We start from the raw sequence: 20,866 nt of genomic DNA, 5'->3' as shown, positions 1-20,866 counted from the left end.
GCGGTCAGCCCATAAGTAACCCTACGTGGCGCTCGGCAAACAGTGGGCTGGTCGGCGCTCAGAGTGGACGGACCATCACGTAGTCGTGTTCGGTGTGCGCACCCAACGTGAAGGTCTTGGTTCCGGCGACGGTGAAGCCGTGCTTGCCGTAGAAGCGCTGCGCGCGCTGGTTCTGCTGATTGACGCCCAGCCACACACACTGGGCTCCGGAGTCGGTGGCGTACTGGATCGCGTGCTTCATCAGCGAACCGGCCACCCCGGCGCCGTGCCGGTGTGCCAGCACGTACATCTTGGACAGCTCCATCGCGGGCCGAAGGGTCACGGCGGCGGTGACGTCCGGGTCGTCTCCGGCGCCGCGCACGAGCATCGCGTAGCCCAGGATCGCGCCGTCCTCCCGTGCGGCCAGCACGGTCCGCGCCGGGTCGGCGAGGTAGTCGGCGAACCGGGCATTCGACAGGTTGGCCGCGATGAAGGCGGCGACGTCGTCCGGGGGTGATGACGGGGGACAGGCCAGCGGGAAGGTGGCCGCCGCCACCTGCGCCAGTTCGGCGGCGTCAGCGGCGGTGGCGGGTCCGATCGACAGCGTCACGGCTCCATTGTGCGGTCCTGCGACGTGGACGTGATCGCGGCCAGCATGGTGGCCAGGTCGGTCTCGGCGCGCCTCCGCGGATACAGGGCAGCGGCGGACCCCGGCGTTAGGCTCGCTGCGGCGACCAGCCGCGGAGGGGAGGCATCCGGTGGGGGCGAAGAGCGGGCTGCGACTCGGGGCGGCCGCACTGTTCGTCGCATTCGGTGCGGGCGCACCCGTCGCGGCGACGATGCCCGTATCCGCGCCGTTCGCCGCTGATGACTGTCCCAGCGGCGAAGCCGCCGACGATGCCGACCGCTGGCAGTGCGTGCACGAATGCCCGGCCGGGATGTTGTACGACGGGGAGAGCGATACGTGCGTGGCCCCGCCCGGGGTGCCGCCGCCGGCGTTGTCCCCGCAGATCCCGCAGGCGCCGCAGATTCCGCAGATGTGACGCCCGGCGTGTGATCCGGCGGCGCCCGGGTACCCCGGCTGGATAGCCGACAGACGGGGAGATCCATGCCGACCAGCGTCACTCGTGACATCGCCGCGCCACGCGCCAGGGTGTGGGAGGTGCTCGCCGACGGCTGGACCTACTCCCAATGGGTGGTCGGTAACAGCCGGATGCGGGCGGTGGACTCCGATTGGCCGGCCGCCGGCACCCGCATCCTGCATTCGATCGGGGTGTGGCCCGCTGTCATCAACGACGAGACGGTGGTGCTGCGCTGCACGCCCCACGAGGAGCTGGTATTGCTGGCCCGGCTCGGACCCCTCGGTGCCGCTCGGATTACGTTGCGGCTCAGCGATATTCCGGAGGGATGCCGGCTCGAGATGGCCGAGGTGGCGGTCGAGGGCCCGACGCGGTTGGTGCCGGACCGGTTGCAGCTGGCCGGGGTCTGGCCGCGCAACAAGGAATGCACGTGGCGGCTGGCCAACCTCGCCGAGCAGCGCGATCCGGGAGAATTCGCGTAGCGCGAACGGTCGGCTTGCCCATTCCGCCACCGGCAGGGGTGCGGCCTTCATAAACTCGCGACCATGGCAGGCCTGCATAAATCCCAAGAGCGGCCCGACATCAGCAAGATCGACAACCGGGCGCCGTCGGTGCCGCGGATGTTCCTTGACCGTGTCGCGGCCACGCCCACCGCGGAAGCATTCCGCTACCCCGACAACGACGGGTGGACCGGTGTCACCTGGCAGCAGGTCGGTGATCGCGTCGAGTTGATCGCCGCGGGGCTGATTTCGTTGGGAATCAACGCCGAGGACCGGGTGGCGCTGGCCTCGGGGACCCGGTACGAGTGGGTGGCCGTCGACTTCGGCATCCTGTCGGCGGGGGCAGCCACGACGACGGTGTATCCGACCACCAACGCCGAGGATGTGGCGTTCATCGTCGCCAACTCGGGCAGTCGGGTTGTGGTGGCCGAGAACCAGACCCAGGTGGACAAGCTCATCGCGCACCGCTCGGAACTGCCCGCGGTGGAGAAGGTGGTGATCATCGACGGCGCCGCTGATGGCGACTGGGTGATCACCCTCGACGAACTCGAGCAGCGCGGCAAGCAACTGCTGGCCGACACCCCCAACGCGGTGACCGAACGGATCGACGCGATCCGCCCCGAGCAGCTGGCCACCCTGATCTACACCTCGGGCACCACGGGTAAGCCCAAGGGCGTGCGGCTCAATCACGAGGCGTGGACCTATACCGCGACGGCGCTGGACTCGCTGGGCGTGCTCAGCGACAAGGACCTGAACTACCTGTGGCTGCCGCTGGCCCACTCGTTCGGCAAGGTGATGCTGGCGCTGCCGCTGGTGATCGGATTCCCGACCGTGATCGACGGCCGCGTGGACAAGATCGTCGAGAACCTGGCCATCATCCGACCGACGTTCATGGGTGCTGTCCCGCGCATCTTCGAGAAGGTGCATGGCCGGATCACCGAGATGATGGCCGAGGAAGGCGGAGTCAAGAAGCGTCTCTTCGACTGGGCTATCGACGTGGGGTTGCAGGTGTCGCGGGCCAAGCAGGCCGGTCACCGGGTGGGCCCGCTGCTGGCGTTGCAGCACAAGATCGCAGACCGCTTGGTGTTCACCACGATTCGCGAGCGATTCGGTGGCCGGTTGCGGTTCTTCATCTCCGGATCGGCGGCACTGGACCGCGACGTCGCGCAGTGGTTCGACGCCGTCGGCGCCATCGTGCTGGAAGGCTACGGCCTGACCGAGACTTCCGCGGCGTCGTCGCTCAACCGCCCGCAGGCCTACCGGTTCGGCACGGTGGGGTGGACGTTCCCCTACACCGAGGTCAAGATCGCCGAGGACGGTGAGATCCTGCTCAAGGGTCCCGGCGTGATGAGCGGGTATCACGACCTGCCCGAGGCGACGGCCGAGGCCATCGACCCCGACGGCTGGTTCCACACCGGCGATATCGGCGAGCTCGACGCCGAGGGCTTTCTGCGGATCACCGACCGCAAGAAGGACATGTTCAAGACCTCGCAGGGCAAGTACGTCGCGCCCTCGGCGATCTCGGCGACGTTCAAGGGCCTGTGCCCGTTCGCCAGCGAGATCATCATCTATGGCGAGAGCAAGCCTTACTGTGTGGCGCTGGTCAGCCTCGACGGCGAGGCGATCCGGGAGTGGGCCGACCGAAACGGCTTGGAGGGCAAGTCCTTCGCCGAGATCGCCCGTGACGACAAGACGCGGGAGATGATCGGGGAGTACGTCGACCAGCTCAACAAGCACCTCAACCGGTGGGAACAGGTCAAGCGCTTCACCATCATCGACCGCGAGCTGACCGTCGAAGCCGGTGATCTGACCCCCAGCCTCAAGCTCAAGCGCAAGGCAGTGGTGGACAACTTCCACGACAACCTCGACGAGCTGTACGCCTAGGATTGCGCTGCGCGCTGCGCTCGACGGCGAACCAGCGTGGGATACCACGAGGTGAAGGCGGCGGCACCGATGAGTGCCGCGTAACTGGCTGTGTGACAGGCCCATTCGGGCAGCAGATGTTTCATCTGCACCCAGGCCAGCGCGGTGTTGAGGCTGAACACCGCGGCCCACACCGTTGTGAGTAGCACGTTGACCCGGATGAACAACGGGTCGTTCCACTTGGCCGGGTCGGTGTGGGCGCGGGCGTACTCGAGGGTGAACGGTTTGCCGATCGCCAGGGTCACCCAGGCGCCGAGGGCCAGCGCCCCATTGGCCAGCACGCCGAGGTGACGCACAGTCCACATGTCGTGGAAACCCAGCACCGCGACCGTGGCGAGGCTGAAGAAGACCAAGCCGACCCACATGATGATGCCGCGGTGCAGTTTGAGCACCGCCATCACGCCGGAGAGCACCAGTGCCACCACCAGACCGATCTCCACCCGCGCCAGGGTGTCCCTGGCGATGATCAGAAACGCGATCCAGGGCGCGAACGACAGCAGCAACTTCACGAACGACATGACGCCCCCCACATATCCCCAGTCAGGCGGATCGTAGCGCCGCGGTATTAACGGCATCGTCAGAAAAGCTGGACGTAACCTTGCAGAACGCTGGCGCGATGGTGGGGGAGTGAAGATGGTCAAGCGAGCTGCCGTCCCTGTGGCCGTAGCGGCGCTGCTGCTCGCCTCGGGCGTCGCGTCCGCAGACACGGCGACGCCGCAGGCCGGGGCAGACTGCCCCGCCGAACAGGCTGACGTCATGACCCAGCTTCCCGGCGGCAGCGACTACCTGGTGTGCCAGGCCGGCCCCGACGGCGCCAACCGCTGGAGTCCGGTCGTGACGCCGTTCGACCCCCACGATGCGTGGCTGAGCTACGGGCCGGCGATCACCCTGCACGGTCAGGGGTTCCGCAACCCGAACCTGCGCTCCGGGCAGTGGACGGCCACTCCGCTGGAGCCCGACACCGTCTGCAGCGCCGAGCAGGTCACGGTGGTCAGCGCCGGGGTGCTCGCCCCACCACAGCGCGCGCAGGGCGAGCCGGGTGTCCCGCTCCCGGTCGAGCTGCTACCGAAGCTCTTCACGGTGAGCCTGGCCGGTGATTGCCTGTGGGCCAAGGATTCTGGATTCGGCTTCGATTGGTAGGCGCCGACCGCCCTGGCGAGTAGCCTCATGCGACATGTTTCGCCTGACTGTGCAGGACGTGTTCTTCATTCGCAATCGCGGTCTGGTCGCGACCGGTCGGGTCGAGTCCGGCTCACTGCGTGTCGGCGATGAGGTGCAGATCAACGGCGGCCAGCAGGTGCGCGTCGACGGCATCGAGCAATTCCGCAAGACGGTCGACGAAGCGGGACCGGGCGACAACGTCGGGGTGTTGTTTCGCGATCTGGACAAGAGCCAGCTCGGGCCCGGTGACGTCCTCACCGCGGGTGGCTTCCGAGTCGATTTTTAAGAAGCTCCACTAAGGATTTGCTGAAACTGCACGAGCGGGAAAATCAGTCGATCGAACCTCGATGGATGCCCACTCTGGCTGCGGATTCCAATTGGCAGAATCTGTCACTTCTCAGGGAATGATCTTGATCTAGCTGCGGAAATATCCCTCAACGACTGATAGCCTCTCAGCTTGCCATCCGCTGATGGTGTGGTTTAGGTAACAAATTTCCGCAAACCTCTAGAAATTTGCTGTCATAAGTGCGCTAATGAAGGGGCCCTAACTGCTCCCCCTCAGCAAGGCACCGACATGAACCTTTTGACAGCTGAAGTCGACGCTCCCGTCGATGCGCCGTCCGCGCAGACCATTCACACGCTGTTCGTGATCCCGGAGCTCCCCACCGTTACGGTTGCCGAGGCACCTGCCGACACCGCCGTCGCCGAGGTCGCCGACGAGACTGAGGCCAGCGACGAGGTCGAGGATGCGCCGGAACCCAGCTTTCACCTCAGCACTCAGATGATCCTGGCAGTCATCCTCACCAGCGTGATCCTGACAGCCCTGGCGGTCACCGCCGTGGCGTCGTTCGCCCCGCAAGGGTTTTCGGCCGGAACCTAAGCACTGCCCCCCGGCGGAAGCTGGCCCAGGATGCGCTGGCGCAGTTCGTCCCGGGTGAAGCTCACGACAACGTCGGCCTCGTGGCGGTACTTGTCGTAGACGAAGCCCTGTCGTAGCCCCGGATGAAACGGTCCGTTCGTATCGACAGGCGTAATGCACACTCCGTCATGGCATCCCAGGAGCGTCCATGTGGCGTTGGGGTGGAACGCCACATGCATGCAGATGTGGGGTTCGCCGGGACGGTGGTCGGCGCACAGGGTGAAAACCCAACCGCTGGCTGCTCTCAGCCGGCCCAGACGGGTCTTCTTGACGTGTCGCCGCGCGCACTCGGCGACCACCTCCGGTGCCAGCTCGTCTAACGCCTCGCGCGTGCGGGTCCATCCGCGATCACGTTCGGCATCCTCCAGCGCCTCGTGAATGCGAATCTGTTCAGCCTTTTCGGCCATGTCCACGATTCGACGATAAACCGCTTCGAGCGCGCGGTGGCGGCAATCCGGGGCAAAAGACCGAAGGTATGAAATGCCTTGTGATTTCCGTCTTCTCGAACAATCCCTCTGATGAAGATGTCGAGAACTTGCTCGACGTATTCCGGGCGGATGGGGCTGTCGGCGAAGAAGACGTCGTGGTGCAGGGCAGTGCTCAACAACCGCACCGCTTCCAGCGGGTCCACGTCACTGCGCAGTTCCCCGCGTGCGGCGGCCCGGTGCAGGATGGTGGCCAGCTCCTGGAAGCGGATGTCCCAGTAATCCGATCTGACCTCGGTGGGGTCCCAATCCCTGCTCGGTGGAATCAGGGAGAAGAACACCGCCCGCGCCCGCGGATTGCGTGATGCTGCCGTCACCAAGTGGGCGTAGATCGCGATATCGGAGCGCAGCGAACCGGTATCGGGGATCGGCACGGTCTTCTCCGCGCCGCGCAGAGGCGCGTCCATCAGCAGTATCCGTCGATCACCCCAGACCTGCTTGATCGAGTCGGCGTCGACACCTGCCCGCGCGGCCACACCCTCAATGGTGAAGTTGTCGATGCCGCGTAGAGCGAGTTCCTCGTTCGCCGCCGTGATGACGCGCTGGGTCAGCGCCGCGCCCGGTACCCCGTCCATCTCGTCCCCCCGGCCGGCGAACCGGCAGCCGTCCAGATGGTCTCCAGAGGCGGGCGCGCATAGCGCAAGGGGATGGCTACGATGTCCCGCCCCTGGAGACCTGCATGTGGCGGTTCGCGGTCGCGTTCCTCGCGGCGCGTCGGCGCAGAACCGGCAGATCGGCTGTTCTCTCAACCTCGCGAAAATTTACGCCACTACCGTCCCACTCGGGGCCGCTTCGGCCGACAAAATTGACGACAAGGTAAGACTTGGCGTGCTAGCAGTCGCGCTCGGCGGCAGCGCGGCGCAGCACCTCGTCGAAGTAGGGCAGCGACTCGGCAGGAACGATCGCCCGCAGCAGAACGCGCCAGGCTCGGGCGAGTCGGTCCACGAGGTCATCGCCGAGGGCCGCGGCCAGGAACTGGCAGCCGATCACACCCACCCAGATGCACTCGCCCACGTCGGCAGGGTCGACGTCAGAGCGCAGATCACTGCCGGCGAAGGCCTTCGCGACCTCGCCGACGAACGCCACCGTGGTCTGGGCGAAAATCTTTCGGCCGGCATCGCTGACCTGGCCGAGGGCTTGGGACAGCTCGTTGCCCACCTGAACCGACTCGTCGTTCTGCATCAACTCGGCGACAGCGAAGGTGCCGCGGATGATGTTCTCCATCGTCGGTTGCGCGGGTGGGTCGATGGCCTGTCGGAACGCGGTGCGGATCTTGTCGTGGAACTCCGCGATCACGGCGGCGGCCAGCGCATCCTTGGAGTCGAAGTGGTAGTAGAACGCGCCTTTGGTCACCCCGGCGAGCTGTTGCACTTCGGCCAAAGTTGTTTCGCCGTAACCCTTTTTGCTGAACAGGCTGATGGCCGCATCGACGACGGACTGACGCGTCACCTCGGCTCTGGCCTGCGCCACCCATTCACCCCCTCAAGTACCGGGATCCAGCCCCAGCCTAAATCAGCTCACCGGGTTGATCGGTCGATCCCGTGATCTGCGTACTGCTGCCCCATGCGGCTGGCGAGCTCGTGGAAATACCGCACCGATGTCGTAGGCACGATCGCGCGCACCAGCACCTGCCAGATGTGCGACAGGTGGGCGAAGATGTCGTCACCGAGGGCATCGGACAGGATGCGGTTGCCCAGCGACGCCGCCCACAGGGTTCGGGCCACTGCGTCGGCATCGACATCCTCGGTGAGGTCGCCGGCCTCCATGCCGCGGCGGATGGCGTCGGTCATCACCCCGAAGATCTCGGACTGGCGGCGCGTGTAGACCTCGGCGCCGGTTTCGGTGACCTGGGACAGCGACTGCCGCAGCTGGTTGGCGACGCGGGTGAGGGGGTCTCGGGTGTGCATGTGGGCCACCGCGAAGGTGGCGCGCATCAGATTGTCGAGTGCGGGGGAGTCGGTGGCACTAATGATCCGGATCATCGACTCGCGGAAGTCGTCCTCGGACTGCTCGATGATGGCGCTGGCCACCGCATCCTTGCTGCTGAAGTGGTAGTAGAAAGCGCCCTTGGTGATCTCGGCGTGGGACATGATGTCGGCCAGGCCGGTATCGCCGTAGCCGACGCTGTCGAACAGGTCTACAGCAGACTCGACGATCTTCTGGCGCGTTGCCTCAGCCCGGGCCTGCACTGCCACGGTGGACCCCCATCCCCGGCCGGCACGAGGATCACCGGCAAAGTCGAGTCTACGATCGGCCGCCGGAGTTGACGTGGAGTTCGGGGTCGGCGTCGTGCTCGCGTGCAACGCCGCTCGGTGACCCAAGACGACACAAGCCCGGCCGAAGCCGGGCTCGTCGGGTCGCTCTGGTGCGCGATACTGGGATTGAACCAGTGACCTCTTCCGTGTCAGGGAAGCGCTCTCCCGCTGAGCTAATCGCGCGGGTAGATCGTTAGATCCTTTGGAGGTGGAGACGGGAATCGAACCCGTGTGCACGGCTTTGCAGGCCGTTGCCTCACCACTCGGCCACTCCACCGTTGGGTCTGATGCCAGTTGCACCTTCGAGCGGATGACGGGATTCGAACCCGCGACCCTCACCTTGGCAAGGTGATGCGCTACCAACTGCGCTACATCCGCGTGCTCCGAATGAGATCGTCACTCGGTGCGATGCACGACAATAGTCGACGCAACCGAAGCCACACAAATCCCTATGGTCACGTCCGGTGACGAGCGCATTCCGAGCCGATCCCCGGGTCGTGCTAGTGTTCCTCCTCGGCGTCACCGCCGCCTCAGGGCGGTCTGCCACTTGGTCTCGTAGCTCAGCGGGAGAGCGTCCGCCTCACACGCGGAAGGTCGCTGGTTCGATCCCAGCCGGGACCACTTCAGGAGTTCGCCGCTCAGGCTTGCATCTCGTCACCGACCCCATTCGGTCGATGTCGATCGCAAACATCCTTGACTTGCGATTTACTTGCGCTGTGGTGCCCCCGCCTGGGCAGACACCCCCGACCGGGCCGACGCCGCCGGCCGTCGCCTCAAGCCGACGCGGGGCGATAGCGCTTGCCGCCCTCGGCGCCGTGCTGCTCGTCGCGTTCGCCCCGCTGGCGTGCCTGGCCGCCACGTTGCTACCCGTGAAGCCGGTCGATCCGACTCCAAGGGTGATCGCGGGCGCGCCACGTGCCGATGCGACCGCTGTCCGTACCCTGCCGATCGGACTATCAGCCGATGTGACCGTCAGCCGGGTCCAGGACATCGAGCCCCATGCCGTTGCCGCACTGGGACTTCCGGGTGCCACGGAGCTCACGGATCTGCTCTCCTCGAACGACGAGATCTACCCGCTGACGAGAGCCAATCCGGAATCGTCGCTCGACTTCGCCTACCCCTACCATTACGCTCCATTCGACGCGATCCTCACCAATGCACCGCCGGACCAATTACGCAGTAACGCAACACAACTGGCAGCCGCGCTGATCAAACTGGCGGGCGAACCGAACGCGGAGTCCACCGCCGCTAATGCCGCACGCGCGGCGTACGCGGTTCTCGATCGCACCCGGTCGACCGGTGGCTGTGAGACGGCGCTGAACCTGCTGCTGCTGGTGGCCTCGGATCCGAGTACGTCGGCGAGGATCCTCGCCGACGAACTGGGCAGCGCTGAGGCGGCTTGTCCCGATGACCCGACACCGGCATGGATTGTCGGGCAGACGCAGCTGCGCGGACAGATCGCCGACTCAGACCCGCGCCCTTCCCAGACCGACTCTCGGACCCGCGGCGCCTTGGCAGCTTCGCGCCGCACCTTCGAGCAACTCGCCCAACGGTTCCCCGACGACGCCTGGGTGCGCAGCGGCCTCGGCGACGCCTACCTGCGCACCGGCCTGCGATTGCTCTACAGCGAGCCGTTCACCGCCCGCGACTACCTCAGGCAGGCCCTTCGGCAATACAACCGGGTCGCCGAACTCGGTGACCCACTCAGCGCCGACCTCGGCCGGGCCCGCGCCTTCATCGGTCTCGGCGAACCCGAACGTGCGGTCGAGCTCGCCGACAGCGCGGTGCAGTCACGGCGTCCCGGCGTGGCCATGGAGGTTCTGCTCAGCGCACAGCAGGCTGATCACGACATGCCAGCGGCCGAGGATGCCGCGCGTCGGCTCGAGCGGGCTGGCGTCTCCGCGTATCCGCCTGCGGCACAATTCCTCCCGGTGCTGGAATCCTGGGACCGCGGCCTGCCGTTCGATGCAAGTGTTCCCCTGTCGGCGGGCGCGGACACCTTGGCGCCCCTGCAGGTGCTCCTGGTGCCCAGAGGCGGCGCGGGCGGCGCGGTGCAGGATCTGTCCTTCATCCCGCAGTACCGCGACGACGGACCGGTGACGGCGACCCTGACGCTGTGTCCGGCGCTGGCGTGGCGACGGGATGCGATCGCCGCGGGCCGCGCCGCGGAGGTGCTTCGGCGTTGGCCCCAGGTCTTTCCGGCCAGCAGACCGAACCTGGCGGCGGGTGGTGGTTGCCCTGGAAACGACGCTCCTGTCTTCGCTGTCGCGCAAGTCGCTGCCGGGCAACCGGTTACGTCGAATGTGTCGATGAACATCACCACCGATCAAGCCTTCGACAGCTGGCAGAACCTGCTGCGCTGGGCGGGGGATCTGGGAGCTGCACGGCAGGCCATCGCGCGCTGGGAGATCGAGGTCGGCGAGAAGAGCTCGCTGCCACTGCTTCGACTGGGCGAAGTGGAGTTCCTGGACGGTCACTACAACGAGGCCGCAGCGAGTTTCGGCGATGCGGCCCGTCTGGCCCGCTTGGCGGACTGGAACGACGATCTGAGTGTGAGCCGGGCACAGCTCGGTCGGGCCGCCGCGCTGGTGAAAGCAGACCGCAACGACGAGGCCGTGCCGCTGCTCGTCGAGCTCCAGCAGAACGGCACCAGGGGCTACGCCTATCAGATGTCGCGCGGCAATCGCGACACGGCGGGCGAGTTCGCCGCGCTGGTCTACCACGCGTCGGTACAGCTGGCCGATCATCAAAGCGCCACCGGCAATCTCAACGGCGCCGTCGACAACTACAGGGCGGCGCTGTCCGTGGCGTCCGAACTCCTCGACAAGGGCATCAGACCCGAGGTCGTCCACAACAACCTCGCCCTGGCCTACCTGGGCCTGGGAGATATCGAACACGCGCAGGCCAGCATCGCCAAGGCCGTCGACTCCGATCCCAAGAACCCGGTGTTCCTGATGTCGGCAGGCTTCGTGGCCGAGCGTGCTGGCGACACCGGCAGAGCAATCGGGGACAACCGCGCCGCGCTGATGTCCGACCCCGGAGCGTTCGCCGCCGCCAACGATCTCGGCGTACAGCTTGCCCGTAGCCACGATAACGGTGCCGCCGCGGCGGCCCTGCAGCAAGCCGTCGGGGCCAAACCCGACTATGCGCTGGGCTGGTTCAACCTCGCCGTCGTGGAAAGCCGGCGAGGACCGTTACACCTGCTGACATCCCAGGGTGCGTTCGCGCGCGCGTTTCGGCTCGACCCCAGCCTCAAGGACCGGCGCCGCGAACTGCTCATCGACGACTCCGTCTACCGGACCGCGCTCGACCTGTCCAAGCCGCTGCCACCGCAATGGAGCCTGGCGCAATCCCAGAAGACCGCGCCCGTCGCCAGCGTCGGACTACTTGCCGCCGCCCTCATCGCACTTGGTCTTGTTCGGTCCTCGGGCGGTGGCGGCGGTGATCTGGCCCGACAGTGGCTCGAACCACTTTCGGAGCGGCTCAACAAGATTCGCGGACCCCACTGGCTGCGCCGGGCCGCAGTGGCCATGATCGTCACGGTCCTGGCCTTCCTGATGACCTACTTCCGTCATACCAGTGGACCGACGGAGATCGTGGCTTACGCCGTCGGGGTGGCAGTGATCGCCGGTCTGGCTCTGCATGCCCGGAAGGTCGTCGCGGATCGCCGCGACGTTGTCGTGACGCAAGGTGCGTGGCCGCCCGGTCTGGCGCTCGGATTGGTCACCGGAGCCATTGGGACGCCGTGGGCGCCGCTGCCGGTGGCGAACACCGACGCCGAATCCAATCATGTGCACCTAGCGGCGCCGGCGGCGCTCGCCGCCCTCAGTGTGGTGCTGTTCGTCGAAGCTGCTTGGCTCGGCGTTCCGCTGACCCTGGCGCTGGCTATCGCCGCAATCATCATGGCGGGTTCGACGTTGTTGCCGATCAAGCCGCTGGATGGGGCCAATCTGGGCAAGACGGGCATCGTGGCGTCCGCGGGCGTCATCCTGGGCGGTATCTTCATCGCCCTCGGACTGGCGTGATCTCGCCAGTGATCGGGACCCGCCCTTGAGGCGGGCCACAACACCACCGACGATCCAGCCCATGAGCGGCGCACCTGTCACCCTGAGCCCCGTCGAACAACTCCTCGCCCTCGAGGAGATCAAGTCCGTCTTTGCCGGGCGGCTGCGGTGCATGGACGCCAAGGACTGGGACCACTACGGCGACTTCCACACCGACGACATCGTCAGCGACACCTGGCGCGACGCCCGCCGCACCGGCCCCGCGCCGGTCGTGACCGGCCGGCAGGCATTGGTGGCGGCCATCCGCGCCACCCTCGACGGACCGGTGCCGATCACCTCGGTCCATCACGGCCACACCCCACAGATCGAACTCACCTCCGACACCACGGCCCGGGCTGTGTGGGCGATGGAGGACCGGCTGTGGTGGACCAACGGCGATGTGGAAGAACACCTACACGGCTGGGGTCACTACCACGAGACCTATCGCAACGTCGACGGACGATGGCTCATCAGCTCTCGCACGCTCACCAGGATTCGCGTCGACGTCACACCGGGGTTCTATCGACGCCCCACCCGCCCTGAGTGAAAGGCCAACGGCGACAACGGCTATGACGGTGGGTGAGCAGCGTCGGCCTGCGCACTGACCGCGGGAGCCGAATCCGATGGCACCCGAATGCGATTCACCTGGATCCGGCCACCGCGCGCCGGCGTCAGGATGACGTGCTTGACCCGCTGACGCTCACCCGCGGCGGTGGTGGTGGCCAGCTCGGTGCGCCGCAACACCTCGCGCAGCACCACTCTCATCTCGGCCATCGCGAAGGTGGCCCCCAAACAGCGGCGGGCGCCGCCGCCGAACGGCAACCACGTCGTCGGGCTCAGGCTGGCGCCCACCATCCGATCGGGGTCGAAGCGATCCGGGTCGGGATAGACCTCCCCATCGGAGTGCACCAGTCCGACCCCGGGGGCCACCATCATGCCCGCCGACAGGTGGTAGCCGGCGATGTCGACCGGGCGGGTCAGGATCCGGCCGACGTCGAACACCACCGGCCGGATGCGCAACGTCTCCTTGGCCACCGCATCCAGGTATTCATCGCCGGCCGGGTCACCGGCGGCACTGGCCTCGGCAGCCGCAACCGCCTTGGCCAGCGCCGCGGGGTGGCGGGTCAACCGTTCCAGGGCCCAGGACAGCCCCGTGGCGGTGGTGTCGTGTCCGGCGACCAGCAGGGTCATCAGCTGATCGCGCAGTTCGGCGTCGGTCATGGTGCGGCCGTCCTGGTCGGCGGCGCGCACCAGCATGGCCAGCGCGTCCGTGCGTGACGCCAGGTCGGGGTCGGCGCGACGTTCGGCGATCTCGGCGTACAACAGCCGATCCGCCTCCTCGATGCGGCGGCGCACCCCACGCCAGGGCAACCGGCTCTGCAACCGCGGTGAGGCGATGGCCAGCAGCTGGACCGCCGAGAGGTTGAGTAGCCGCGGCATCACCGCGCGCAGGGCGGCCAACCGGGCCGGGTCGGTTGCCCCGATCACCGTTCGCAGGATCACCTCCAAGGTGATCTGCGACATCCGCGGTGCCACCGCGAACGGCTTGCCCACCGGCCAGGACGCGATATCGGCGGCGGCGACCTCGGCCATGATCGCGGTCTGGCGCGCCACGGCGTCTCGGGTGAACGGCTCCAGCATCAGCTTGCGTCGGTCGCGGTGCACCTCTTCGTCGACCACCAGCACCGACGCCGGTCCCAGCAGTCCGGTCAGCATCGAATTCGCTTCTCCCGCATGGAAAGTCGCGGCATCACCGGCGAACACCTTCTTGATCTCCGGCCGATCGGACAGGTAGACGATGGTGCCCAGTCCCGCCACCCGCAAGGTGAAGACGTTGCCGTAGCGACGTCGGCAGGCGGCGACGAATCGTGGCCAGTAGCGCCACAGCACGGCGGCCTGGATGGCGGGGGGCAGGGGAGGTCCGGGCGGCAACGCTGCCGACGCGGCTTCGGTCATAACGCCAGCATACGAGCCATCCTCGACCGCCACGCCGAATTGGTCTGACCACTTGACGTCTGCTGTGCGCGGCGGTCATCATCGGCCCATGGCGCTTCAACCGGTGCAACGCAAATCCGTTCCGGAGGAAGTCGTGGAACAGATCATCGCCGACGTGCTCAGCGGTGAGATGCAGCCCGGTGACGTGCTGCCCAGCGAGCGTCAGCTCGCCGAATTGCTGGGCGTGTCCCGGCCGGCGGTGCGCGAAGCCCTGCGTGGCGTGCTCGCCGCAGGACTCATCGAGGTGCGTCAGGGTGACGCCACCACGGTGCGCGACTTTCGCCGGCACGCGGGCCTGGATCTGCTGCCGCGGTTGGTGATTCGCGGTGGCCAGCTCGATGTTGAGGTGGTGCGCAGCATCCTGGAGACCCGGCTGCACAACGGCCCCAAGGTTGCCGCGCTGGCCGCCGAGCGCCGTCGGCCCGACCTCGTTGCGACATTGCGAGAGTCGGTGCACGCCATGGATTCTGAGTCCGACCCGGTGCAGCGCCAACGACTGGCTCTGGCGTTCTGGGATCACGTCGTCGACGGTGCGGACTCCATCGTCTTCCGGTTGATGTACAACACCTTGCGCACCACCTACGAACCCGCGCTGGCCGCACTGAGCGCGGTGATGGCCGATGAAGTCGGCCGATCCGATGCCTACCTGGCAATCATCGATGCCATCGAGGCAGGCGATCCGCAGCGGGCCGGCCAGGCCGCCACCGACCTTCTGGAGCCGGCCACGACCACCCTGCTGGCGGTGCTCGAGGGACTGGCGGGGTAGGCGCGGCCCGACCGATCGGCGAGGCCGCACCGGTCGCTGAACGTCGCCCCGGCGATGACGTGGCACTGCCGGCGATGACGGCGGAATCCGCGTCTGCGGTTGATGTGGGTTAACCTGGAGAGGTCACGCAGCCCGTTGACCGGAGCGTCGACGCGGCGCCGCAAGCAGATCGGCGCGTAACTGCAGTGAGTTCTTGCCAGGTTCAGACAGAAGCCTTGCAGTGCTTGACCTAACTCGAGGCGCGCCACGTGTGGTGCGTCAAGTGAGGTGTGAATCTTGGACGAACAAGCCATCGCCACCAACAGCGTGACCACCACCACGGCCAACACCGGGTGCCTGATCAGTGAAGAGTGGTTCGGCCGAACAGTAGTGGTCTCGGCTTCCGGGGTGATCGACATGCTCACCTCGCCCCAGCTCGAGGCCAGCATCATGACGTCGCTGGACAAGAACCCGGCAGCCGTCATCATCGATATGACCGAGGTGGAGTTCCTGGCCTCGGCGGGCATGGGCGTGCTGGTCGCTGTCCGCGATCACGCCGGACCGGACGTCGGCTTCGGTGTCGTCGCCAGCGGACCGGCCACCAGCAGGCCGCTCAAGCTCGTGGGATTGGCTGACATCATCGGCCTGTATCCGACTCTGGACGAGGCGCGCGCGGCAGTGGGTGAGTAAACCCGCTCAGGTGGGTATACGACATTTGCCATGACGAATCCGAGTTATCACGTCCCAGAAGATGGCGACAGGTTCGCTGACAGCGGAGTTGACGCCAACGCCCGCAACGCTGGCCGAGTGCGCGACGATTTCGCCCGCTGGCTGCGCGCGCATACCGGACTCGATGACATCCGGTTCAGCGACATCCTGCTCGCCGTCAACGAAGCCTTGGCCAACGCGGCGGAATTCGCCTATCTCCAGCGCGGCGGATCCGGGGCCCTCGACGTGGAGGCCGTGCACAACCGCGCGGCCCACACGTTGACCGTCACGATCGCCGACCAGGGGTGCTGGCGTGAGCCCGACCCTGCCAAACAGGGCCGCATCCGTGGCCGCGGTATCCCGCTGATGCGGGCACTGGCCGATGACGTCACTATCGACACTTCGGCCCTGGGCACCACGGTATGCCTGCGATTCGACAGCGTGCCGGCTCTGCAGCCCGCCGACGTCAACGCCTAACTGTCAGGCCGGTTCGTACCGCAGCATCGTGACCCCGTCGTCGGGGTAGTCGAAGAACACCGGTTTCACCCGCATCCCCACCGACAGCGTTGCCGGGTCGGCGTTGACGATCTCAGTGGAAAAGTGCGGGCCCTCATCCCATTTCACGACGGCCAGGATCTGCGGCACGTCGTCGGCGAAATGCGGTGCCACCGGGCGGTAGGCCACGGTGAAGGTGTAGAGCGTGCCCTCGCCGCTGATCTCCCGCCACTGCAGATCATCGGCCAGCGTTCCCGGTGCCAGCACGCGCGGGTAGAACACGTAGCTGTCGGCCGACGGCGAGTACTGGATGCGAATCTTATGCTCCAGCAAGGTATCCCAGAACGGCTGCGCGGTGGGCGTCGGGATCGGCATCGGTTTGGCGAACGCGGCCATTTCAGTCGCCCTCCAGCACGAGAGTGGTCTGTTCGGACAGGATGCCGCCATTGCCCGAGACGAAGGCCCGGTTGCAGTCAGCCACCTGCGTGGCCGCCGAGCGGCCCATGATCTGGCGGGTCGCATCGCACACGTGGTGCATGCCGCCGGCGGTACCGGCCTGGCCGTAGCCGAGTTGGCCACCCGAGGTGTTCATCGGGAAGTCGCCGCCGAAGGTCAGGTCATGCTCGGCGACGAACTGCAACCCCTTGCCCTTCTCGCAGAAGCCCGCATCCTCCAGGCTGAGCAGCGCGGTGATCGTGTAGCAGTCGTAAATCGACACCATGTCCATGTCGGCGGGCGCCAGCCCGGCCATCGAGAACGCCGACGCCGCCGCCTTGATCATCGGGGTCTGCAATAGCTCCTGGGCGTAGGTCGGGGTCTTGTAGGGCACCCGTTCCCCAAATCCCTTGACCCACACCGGCCGGTTCTTGGCGCGTCGGGCCAGTTCGGCGTTGGTTACCACCACGGCTGCTCCGCCCATCACCGGCATGACGATCTCGAGCATGTGCAGCGGTGCGGCGATCACCGGGCTGTTCACCACGTCGTCGACGGTGATCGGCGTGTCGCGGAAGATGGCGCCGGGGGTGTGGTTGGCGTTGACGCGTTGGTCGACGCTGATCTTGGCGATCGCCCGTTCGTCGTAGCCGTAGGTGGCGGCGTACAGCGTGGCGACCTGGCCGTAGGGGCCGTTCTGTCCGAGGTTGCCGTAGGGGATCTCGAACTCGGCCTGCGGCGAGCCGTAGCGGTTGCTCGAGGCACCGAAGTAGAGCATGTCGCCGAAATCAGGCGGGCGCTTCTCGGTCACCGGGGACATCGGCGTACCGGGGATCACGCATAGCACCGCGTTGCACAACCCCAGCTCGATGGCCGCGGCCGCCCGCCACACCATGGCCACCGCACTGGCGCCGCCGAGGTCGACCATCTCGGCGAAATTGGCCTTGATGCCGAGGTATTCGATGACGGTGGACGGTGCGAAGATCTGCGATTCCTGCAGATACGTGGTGCAGATGCCGTCGACGTCGGTGGCCGACAGGCCCGCATCGTCGAGTGCTGCGGCGGCCAGCTTGGCCCAGTGCTCGAGGCTGAAGAGCAGCGGGCCGGTGGGGCGCTTGGTGGAGGGCATCTCGGTGTACCCGACGATTGCGGCATCCCCTCGAAGACCCATGGCAGCCCTTCCGTAATTGCCCAAGAACATTGAGCATGTAATCATATTGAGCGCTCTATGAAAATCGTCGTCCGGGAAAGGGTCCACCATTGTGAGCGATGTCTCACCACTGGACGGCAAAGTCGCCGTCGTGACCGGAACGTCTCGAGGTGTCGGCCTCGGGATCGCCCAAGAACTACTGCGCGCGGGTGCCACCGTCATCGGCTGCTCGCGCGGGCCACTGGACGCCCTGCCCGGGGCGGCCGAGAACCCCGAGTGGCTGGCGCGCTCCTCGCAACGTGTCTGCGACCAAGGTGACTTCCGCGCGGTCGACGAGTTCGTCGCCGGGGTGGTCGCCGACTACGGCCGCATCGACATCCTGGTCAACAACGCCGGCGGCACGGTGCCCACACCGCATGTCGAGGACGTCCCCGCGCTTGTCGCACGTATCCAGGGAGCGCCCGCGGCGGCCGACGACTTCGAACGCACGGTGTTGTTCCACCAGTTCGCCATTCAGATGAATCTGACCAGCCCGTTGTGGTTCGCCATCCGGGTGTATCGCCAGATGCGCGAGCAGGACGGCACCGGGTCGATCGTCAACATCTCCAGCGGGGCCGGGCACCCGGCCGGTTCGCCGACCCTGGTGTCCTACGGGGCGGCGAAATCCGGTCTCAACCACATGACGCGCTCGCTGGCCGAGGAGTGGGGACCGAAGGTTCGGGTGAACTGTCTGGCGCTGGGCCCGACGATGACCGACAACTTCCAGTCGTTCGTTCTCCCCAAGGATGATCCGACGGGGGAGAGGTACTTCCGCGACGTTCCGCTGCACCGCGCCGGTGAGCCGGCCGAGGTGGGCCGCGCAGTGGTGTTCCTGTGCAGTGGCACAGCCGATTTCATCAACGGCACGACCATCGAGATGGACGGCGGGATGCTTCCCGGCGTGCTCTACGAGGCGGGCCTCAAGACGATTACGGACCTGCTATGAAAAATGTCATCCAATTCTCCACCGGCAACGTCGGCATCCACGCGCTGAAGATGATCATCGAGCGCCCCGATCTGCGCCTGGTGGGCCTACATGCCCACGGTGCGGACAAAGTCGGGCGCGACGCCGCCGAACTGTGCGGGCTGTCCGAACCGACCGGCGTCCTGGCAACCGACGACATCGACGCACTGCTGGCACTGGACGCCGACTGCGTGGTCTACACCTCGCAGGCCGAGATGCGCCCGCAGGAGGCCATCGAGGAGATCTCCCGGTTCCTGCGCGCGGGCACCAATGTGGTTGGCACCTCGATGGTCTGGCTGGTGGCGCCCTACCAGGCCGACGAGTGGATGCGCGCCCCGCTGGCCAAGGCGTGCGAGGCCGGCGGCACCTCGCTTTACATCAACGGGGTCGATCCGGGCTTCTCCGGGGACAGCCTCGTCTACACCGCGCTGTCGCTCACCGGGCGTGCCACTTCGGTCACCGTCTCGGAGATCTGCGACTACGGCACCTACGATGACGCCGAATTCACCGGTGTCAGTTTCGGTTTCGGAACCACGCCGGATCACACCCCGATCATGTTCGCCCCGGGTGTGCTGTCCTCGCTGTGGGGTGGCCAGGTCCGGTCTCTGGCCGCGCTGTTCGGCATCACCCTCGACGAGGTGCGCGAACGCCACGAAAGCTGGGTCACCCCCGAACAGATCGAGTGCACCATGATGACCGTTCCGCCCGGGCATGTGGCCGCGGTGCGGTTCGCGGTCGAGGGAATGCGTGACGGGCAACCCGTCATCACCATGGAGCACGTCAACCGGCTCACGTCCGCGGCGGCACCGGACTGGCCCTGCCCGCCGGACAACCGGCCCGGGGTGCACCGGGTGGTGGTGCGCGGCAACCCGGGCGTGGAGATCAACACCCACCTGGGCCTCGACGGCGTCGACCACAACCAGGGCGGGGTGATCTCGACCGCCGCGCGGGCGGTCAACGCGATTCACGATGTGTGTGCGGCGCCGCCGGGTCTGCTGGCGGTCAAGGATCTGCCTGCCGCACATGCCGACAACGTGATGTGGTGAGCGTCGGTGGCGCCTAAGGTCGAGCCGCGACGACCGCCGGGTGGTAGTCAGGTTCGCGCCGACCGGACCCGGGACCGGGTCCTCGACGAGACCGTGCGCTGCGTGGTGGAGGAGGGGTTCGCCGCGGCCAGCGCCAAGCACATCGCCGAGCGGGCCGGGGTGACCTGGGGTGTGGTGCAGTACCACTTCGGTGACCGCGACGGACTGCTGATGGCGGTGGTGGACCGGGGATTCGGCGAACTGCTCGAATCGCTGCGCGCCCTGCCGCCGCCGTCTGGCGCACTGGCCCGCCGTGAGCGGGTCCAACTTCTGGTCGACGAAGCGTGGCGGGTGTTCTCCAGTGAGAATTCCCGCGCCTCCCTCGAGATTCTCATCGGAACCCGCGCGATGCGAGATAAGCGCGGCACCCGGCACCTCGTCGAACTGCACAGCGCGATCACCGATCTCAGTAGTGAGATCGCCGGTGATCTGGACAATCCGCACGCTGCGGCGATCGGAGAGCTGATCTGGGCCACCATGCGCGGTCTGGTGATCTCGCAGCTGATCATGTCGGTCCCGGTGGATACCAGCCGCGAGCTGGCGGTACTGGCCGATGCGGTCTGCGCCTACCTCGACCAGTACAGCCTCGAACCGCCTTCATCTCGCCCATCTCCGATCAGCCGGTCGCGTCGATCGTCTAGTCGATGATGAATCAGTGCCCTGTCGTATTCACCAGTGGCACAGCGGTACTCGTCGTCGTGGACACTACCGCCTCCGCGGACGCGCTGGGCGTCGGGAAGGACACGTAGGGGCCCTTGCCGGCGACGGCGGTCGCCGGTGCTGCCGAACTCGTTTCCATCAGAGATGCGATGCCCATCAGAGCGATTGTCGCACTGCCGATTACCGCACCGGTGATCCGTGTTGTCCTCATTCTCTATTCCTCTCGTCGAACACGACGCTGTGTTTCGA

The 20,866-nt window shown here is 66.6% G+C and carries 24 protein-coding genes and 4 tRNA genes; 15 read left to right on the top strand and 13 right to left on the bottom strand.

Annotation, left to right across the window (positions count from 1 at the left end):
- Nucleotides 1-58: 58 nt before the first annotated feature.
- Nucleotides 59-589, bottom strand: coding sequence for a GNAT family N-acetyltransferase (locus BN3385_RS23015; RefSeq protein WP_059020302.1), 531 nt, complete (start codon nt 587-589; stop codon nt 59-61).
- Nucleotides 590-737: 148 nt separating this feature from the next.
- Between BN3385_RS23015 and BN3385_RS23010 the strand changes: the two genes are divergently transcribed.
- The 3 genes from BN3385_RS23010 to BN3385_RS23000 all read left to right on the top strand — a co-directional run bounded on the left by BN3385_RS23010 (nt 738) and on the right by BN3385_RS23000 (nt 3,442).
- Complete coding sequence (locus tag BN3385_RS23010) at nt 738-1,022, top strand: hypothetical protein (protein WP_059020299.1); 285 nt, start codon at nt 738-740, stop codon at nt 1,020-1,022.
- Between the two features lie 65 nt (nt 1,023-1,087).
- Nucleotides 1,088-1,540: an SRPBCC family protein gene (locus BN3385_RS23005; protein WP_059020297.1), complete on the top strand. Its 453-nt coding sequence runs from the start codon at nt 1,088-1,090 to the stop codon at nt 1,538-1,540.
- Nucleotides 1,541-1,603: 63 nt separating this feature from the next.
- Complete coding sequence (locus tag BN3385_RS23000; RefSeq protein ID WP_059020295.1) at nt 1,604-3,442, top strand: AMP-dependent synthetase/ligase; 1,839 nt, start codon at nt 1,604-1,606, stop codon at nt 3,440-3,442.
- On the opposite strand, the gene BN3385_RS22995 is transcribed toward BN3385_RS23000, so the two are convergent.
- A complete protein-coding gene (locus tag BN3385_RS22995) occupies nt 3,439-3,999 on the bottom strand; it encodes a hypothetical protein (protein WP_059020293.1) in 561 nt (186 codons plus the stop codon). The two genes, BN3385_RS23000 and BN3385_RS22995, sit on opposite strands and share 4 nt — an antisense overlap.
- 115 nt (nt 4,000-4,114) lie before the next feature.
- Here BN3385_RS22995 and BN3385_RS22990 point away from each other — a divergent pair, with 115 nt between their 5' ends.
- From BN3385_RS22990 to BN3385_RS22980, 3 genes are all read left to right on the top strand, one after another.
- Nucleotides 4,115-4,621 (top strand): hypothetical protein, encoded by a 507-nt coding sequence (locus BN3385_RS22990; RefSeq protein WP_156432857.1) that lies wholly within the window; start codon nt 4,115-4,117, stop codon nt 4,619-4,621.
- 34 nt (nt 4,622-4,655) lie between these two features.
- A complete protein-coding gene (locus tag BN3385_RS22985) occupies nt 4,656-4,928 on the top strand; it encodes an EF-Tu/IF-2/RF-3 family GTPase (RefSeq protein WP_059020290.1) in 273 nt (90 codons plus the stop codon).
- A 288-nt stretch (nt 4,929-5,216) separates the two neighbouring features.
- Nucleotides 5,217-5,522, top strand: a complete 306-nt coding sequence (locus BN3385_RS22980; RefSeq protein ID WP_059020288.1) for a hypothetical protein — start codon at nt 5,217-5,219, stop codon at nt 5,520-5,522.
- On the opposite strand, the gene BN3385_RS28365 is transcribed toward BN3385_RS22980, so the two are convergent.
- The 7 genes from BN3385_RS28365 to BN3385_RS22945 form a co-directional block, all read right to left on the bottom strand.
- Nucleotides 5,519-5,974 carry a hypothetical protein gene (locus tag BN3385_RS28365; RefSeq protein ID WP_156432856.1) on the bottom strand — a complete coding sequence of 152 codons (456 nt, stop codon included), beginning with the start codon at nt 5,972-5,974 and terminating at the stop codon, nt 5,519-5,521. The genes BN3385_RS22980 and BN3385_RS28365 overlap by 4 nt on opposite strands.
- On the bottom strand, nt 5,878-6,621 hold the full coding sequence (locus tag BN3385_RS22970) for a TetR-like C-terminal domain-containing protein (RefSeq protein ID WP_059020284.1): 744 nt from the start codon (nt 6,619-6,621) through the stop codon (nt 5,878-5,880). The genes BN3385_RS28365 and BN3385_RS22970 overlap by 97 nt, the downstream gene beginning before the upstream one ends.
- A gap of 256 nt (nt 6,622-6,877) precedes the next feature.
- The gene (locus BN3385_RS22965) at nt 6,878-7,516 is read right to left on the bottom strand and encodes a TetR family transcriptional regulator (protein WP_059020282.1); all 639 of its coding nucleotides are present in this window, start codon (nt 7,514-7,516) and stop codon (nt 6,878-6,880) included.
- A 47-nt stretch (nt 7,517-7,563) separates the two neighbouring features.
- Complete coding sequence (locus tag BN3385_RS22960; RefSeq protein WP_059020280.1) at nt 7,564-8,241, bottom strand: TetR family transcriptional regulator; 678 nt, start codon at nt 8,239-8,241, stop codon at nt 7,564-7,566.
- A 168-nt stretch (nt 8,242-8,409) separates the two neighbouring features.
- Nucleotides 8,410-8,484: transfer RNA gene (locus BN3385_RS22955), tRNA-Val, on the bottom strand.
- Nucleotides 8,485-8,504: 20 nt separating this feature from the next.
- Nucleotides 8,505-8,578: transfer RNA gene (locus BN3385_RS22950), tRNA-Cys, on the bottom strand.
- A gap of 28 nt (nt 8,579-8,606) precedes the next feature.
- Nucleotides 8,607-8,679 (bottom strand) — tRNA-Gly (locus tag BN3385_RS22945).
- Between the two features lie 171 nt (nt 8,680-8,850).
- Between BN3385_RS22945 and BN3385_RS22940 the strand changes: the two genes are divergently transcribed.
- The 3 genes from BN3385_RS22940 (at nt 8,851) to BN3385_RS22930 (ending at nt 12,891) form a co-directional block, all read left to right on the top strand.
- Nucleotides 8,851-8,922 (top strand) — tRNA-Val (locus tag BN3385_RS22940).
- A gap of 194 nt (nt 8,923-9,116) precedes the next feature.
- Entirely contained in the window at nt 9,117-12,326 is a 3,210-nt protein-coding gene (locus BN3385_RS22935) for a tetratricopeptide repeat protein (RefSeq protein ID WP_059020278.1), read from the top strand.
- A 61-nt stretch (nt 12,327-12,387) separates the two neighbouring features.
- Complete coding sequence (locus BN3385_RS22930; protein ID WP_059020276.1) at nt 12,388-12,891, top strand: nuclear transport factor 2 family protein; 504 nt, start codon at nt 12,388-12,390, stop codon at nt 12,889-12,891.
- Nucleotides 12,892-12,911: 20 nt separating this feature from the next.
- Here the strand turns inward: BN3385_RS22930 and BN3385_RS22925 are convergent, their stop codons facing one another.
- Nucleotides 12,912-14,300, bottom strand: coding sequence for a cytochrome P450 (locus BN3385_RS22925; RefSeq protein WP_059020274.1), 1,389 nt, complete (start codon nt 14,298-14,300; stop codon nt 12,912-12,914).
- An 88-nt stretch (nt 14,301-14,388) separates the two neighbouring features.
- On the opposite strand from BN3385_RS22925, the gene BN3385_RS22920 reads away from it, so the two are divergent.
- From BN3385_RS22920 to BN3385_RS22910, 3 genes are all read left to right on the top strand, one after another.
- Nucleotides 14,389-15,105: a FadR/GntR family transcriptional regulator gene (locus BN3385_RS22920; RefSeq protein WP_059020272.1), complete on the top strand. Its 717-nt coding sequence runs from the start codon at nt 14,389-14,391 to the stop codon at nt 15,103-15,105.
- Between the two features lie 276 nt (nt 15,106-15,381).
- Nucleotides 15,382-15,774 carry an STAS domain-containing protein gene (locus BN3385_RS22915; protein WP_082690602.1) on the top strand — a complete coding sequence of 131 codons (393 nt, stop codon included), beginning with the start codon at nt 15,382-15,384 and terminating at the stop codon, nt 15,772-15,774.
- Between the two features lie 30 nt (nt 15,775-15,804).
- Nucleotides 15,805-16,269 carry an ATP-binding protein gene (locus BN3385_RS22910; protein ID WP_059020270.1) on the top strand — a complete coding sequence of 155 codons (465 nt, stop codon included), beginning with the start codon at nt 15,805-15,807 and terminating at the stop codon, nt 16,267-16,269.
- Nucleotides 16,270-16,272: 3 nt separating this feature from the next.
- Here the strand turns inward: BN3385_RS22910 and BN3385_RS22905 are convergent, their stop codons facing one another.
- Together BN3385_RS22905 and BN3385_RS22900 are read right to left on the bottom strand one after the other, a co-directional pair.
- Nucleotides 16,273-16,683 carry a Zn-ribbon domain-containing OB-fold protein gene (locus BN3385_RS22905; RefSeq protein WP_059020268.1) on the bottom strand — a complete coding sequence of 137 codons (411 nt, stop codon included), beginning with the start codon at nt 16,681-16,683 and terminating at the stop codon, nt 16,273-16,275.
- A 1-nt stretch (nt 16,684) separates the two neighbouring features.
- On the bottom strand, nt 16,685-17,890 hold the full coding sequence (locus tag BN3385_RS22900; RefSeq protein WP_059020267.1) for a thiolase family protein: 1,206 nt from the start codon (nt 17,888-17,890) through the stop codon (nt 16,685-16,687).
- A gap of 91 nt (nt 17,891-17,981) precedes the next feature.
- On the opposite strand from BN3385_RS22900, the gene BN3385_RS22895 reads away from it, so the two are divergent.
- From BN3385_RS22895 to BN3385_RS22885, 3 genes are read left to right on the top strand one after another with little or no spacing between them, the layout of a single operon-like run.
- The gene (locus tag BN3385_RS22895; RefSeq protein ID WP_059020265.1) at nt 17,982-18,854 is read left to right on the top strand and encodes an SDR family NAD(P)-dependent oxidoreductase; all 873 of its coding nucleotides are present in this window, start codon (nt 17,982-17,984) and stop codon (nt 18,852-18,854) included.
- Entirely contained in the window at nt 18,851-19,918 is a 1,068-nt protein-coding gene (locus BN3385_RS22890) for an NAD(P)H-dependent amine dehydrogenase family protein (RefSeq protein WP_059020263.1), read from the top strand. The genes BN3385_RS22895 and BN3385_RS22890 overlap by 4 nt, the downstream gene beginning before the upstream one ends.
- 6 nt (nt 19,919-19,924) lie before the next feature.
- Nucleotides 19,925-20,605: a TetR/AcrR family transcriptional regulator gene (locus tag BN3385_RS22885; protein ID WP_082690601.1), complete on the top strand. Its 681-nt coding sequence runs from the start codon at nt 19,925-19,927 to the stop codon at nt 20,603-20,605.
- 4 nt (nt 20,606-20,609) lie between these two features.
- Here the strand turns inward: BN3385_RS22885 and BN3385_RS28360 are convergent, their stop codons facing one another.
- Nucleotides 20,610-20,774, bottom strand: a complete 165-nt coding sequence (locus BN3385_RS28360) for a hypothetical protein (protein ID WP_156432855.1) — start codon at nt 20,772-20,774, stop codon at nt 20,610-20,612.
- Between the last annotated feature and the right edge of the window lie 92 nt (nt 20,775-20,866).

The sequence above is a fragment of the Mycobacterium sp. M26 genome (genome assembly GCF_001494595.1).
GTDB lineage: Bacteria > Actinomycetota > Actinomycetes > Mycobacteriales > Mycobacteriaceae > Mycobacterium.
This window is presented reverse-complemented; position numbering and strand designations above follow the sequence as displayed.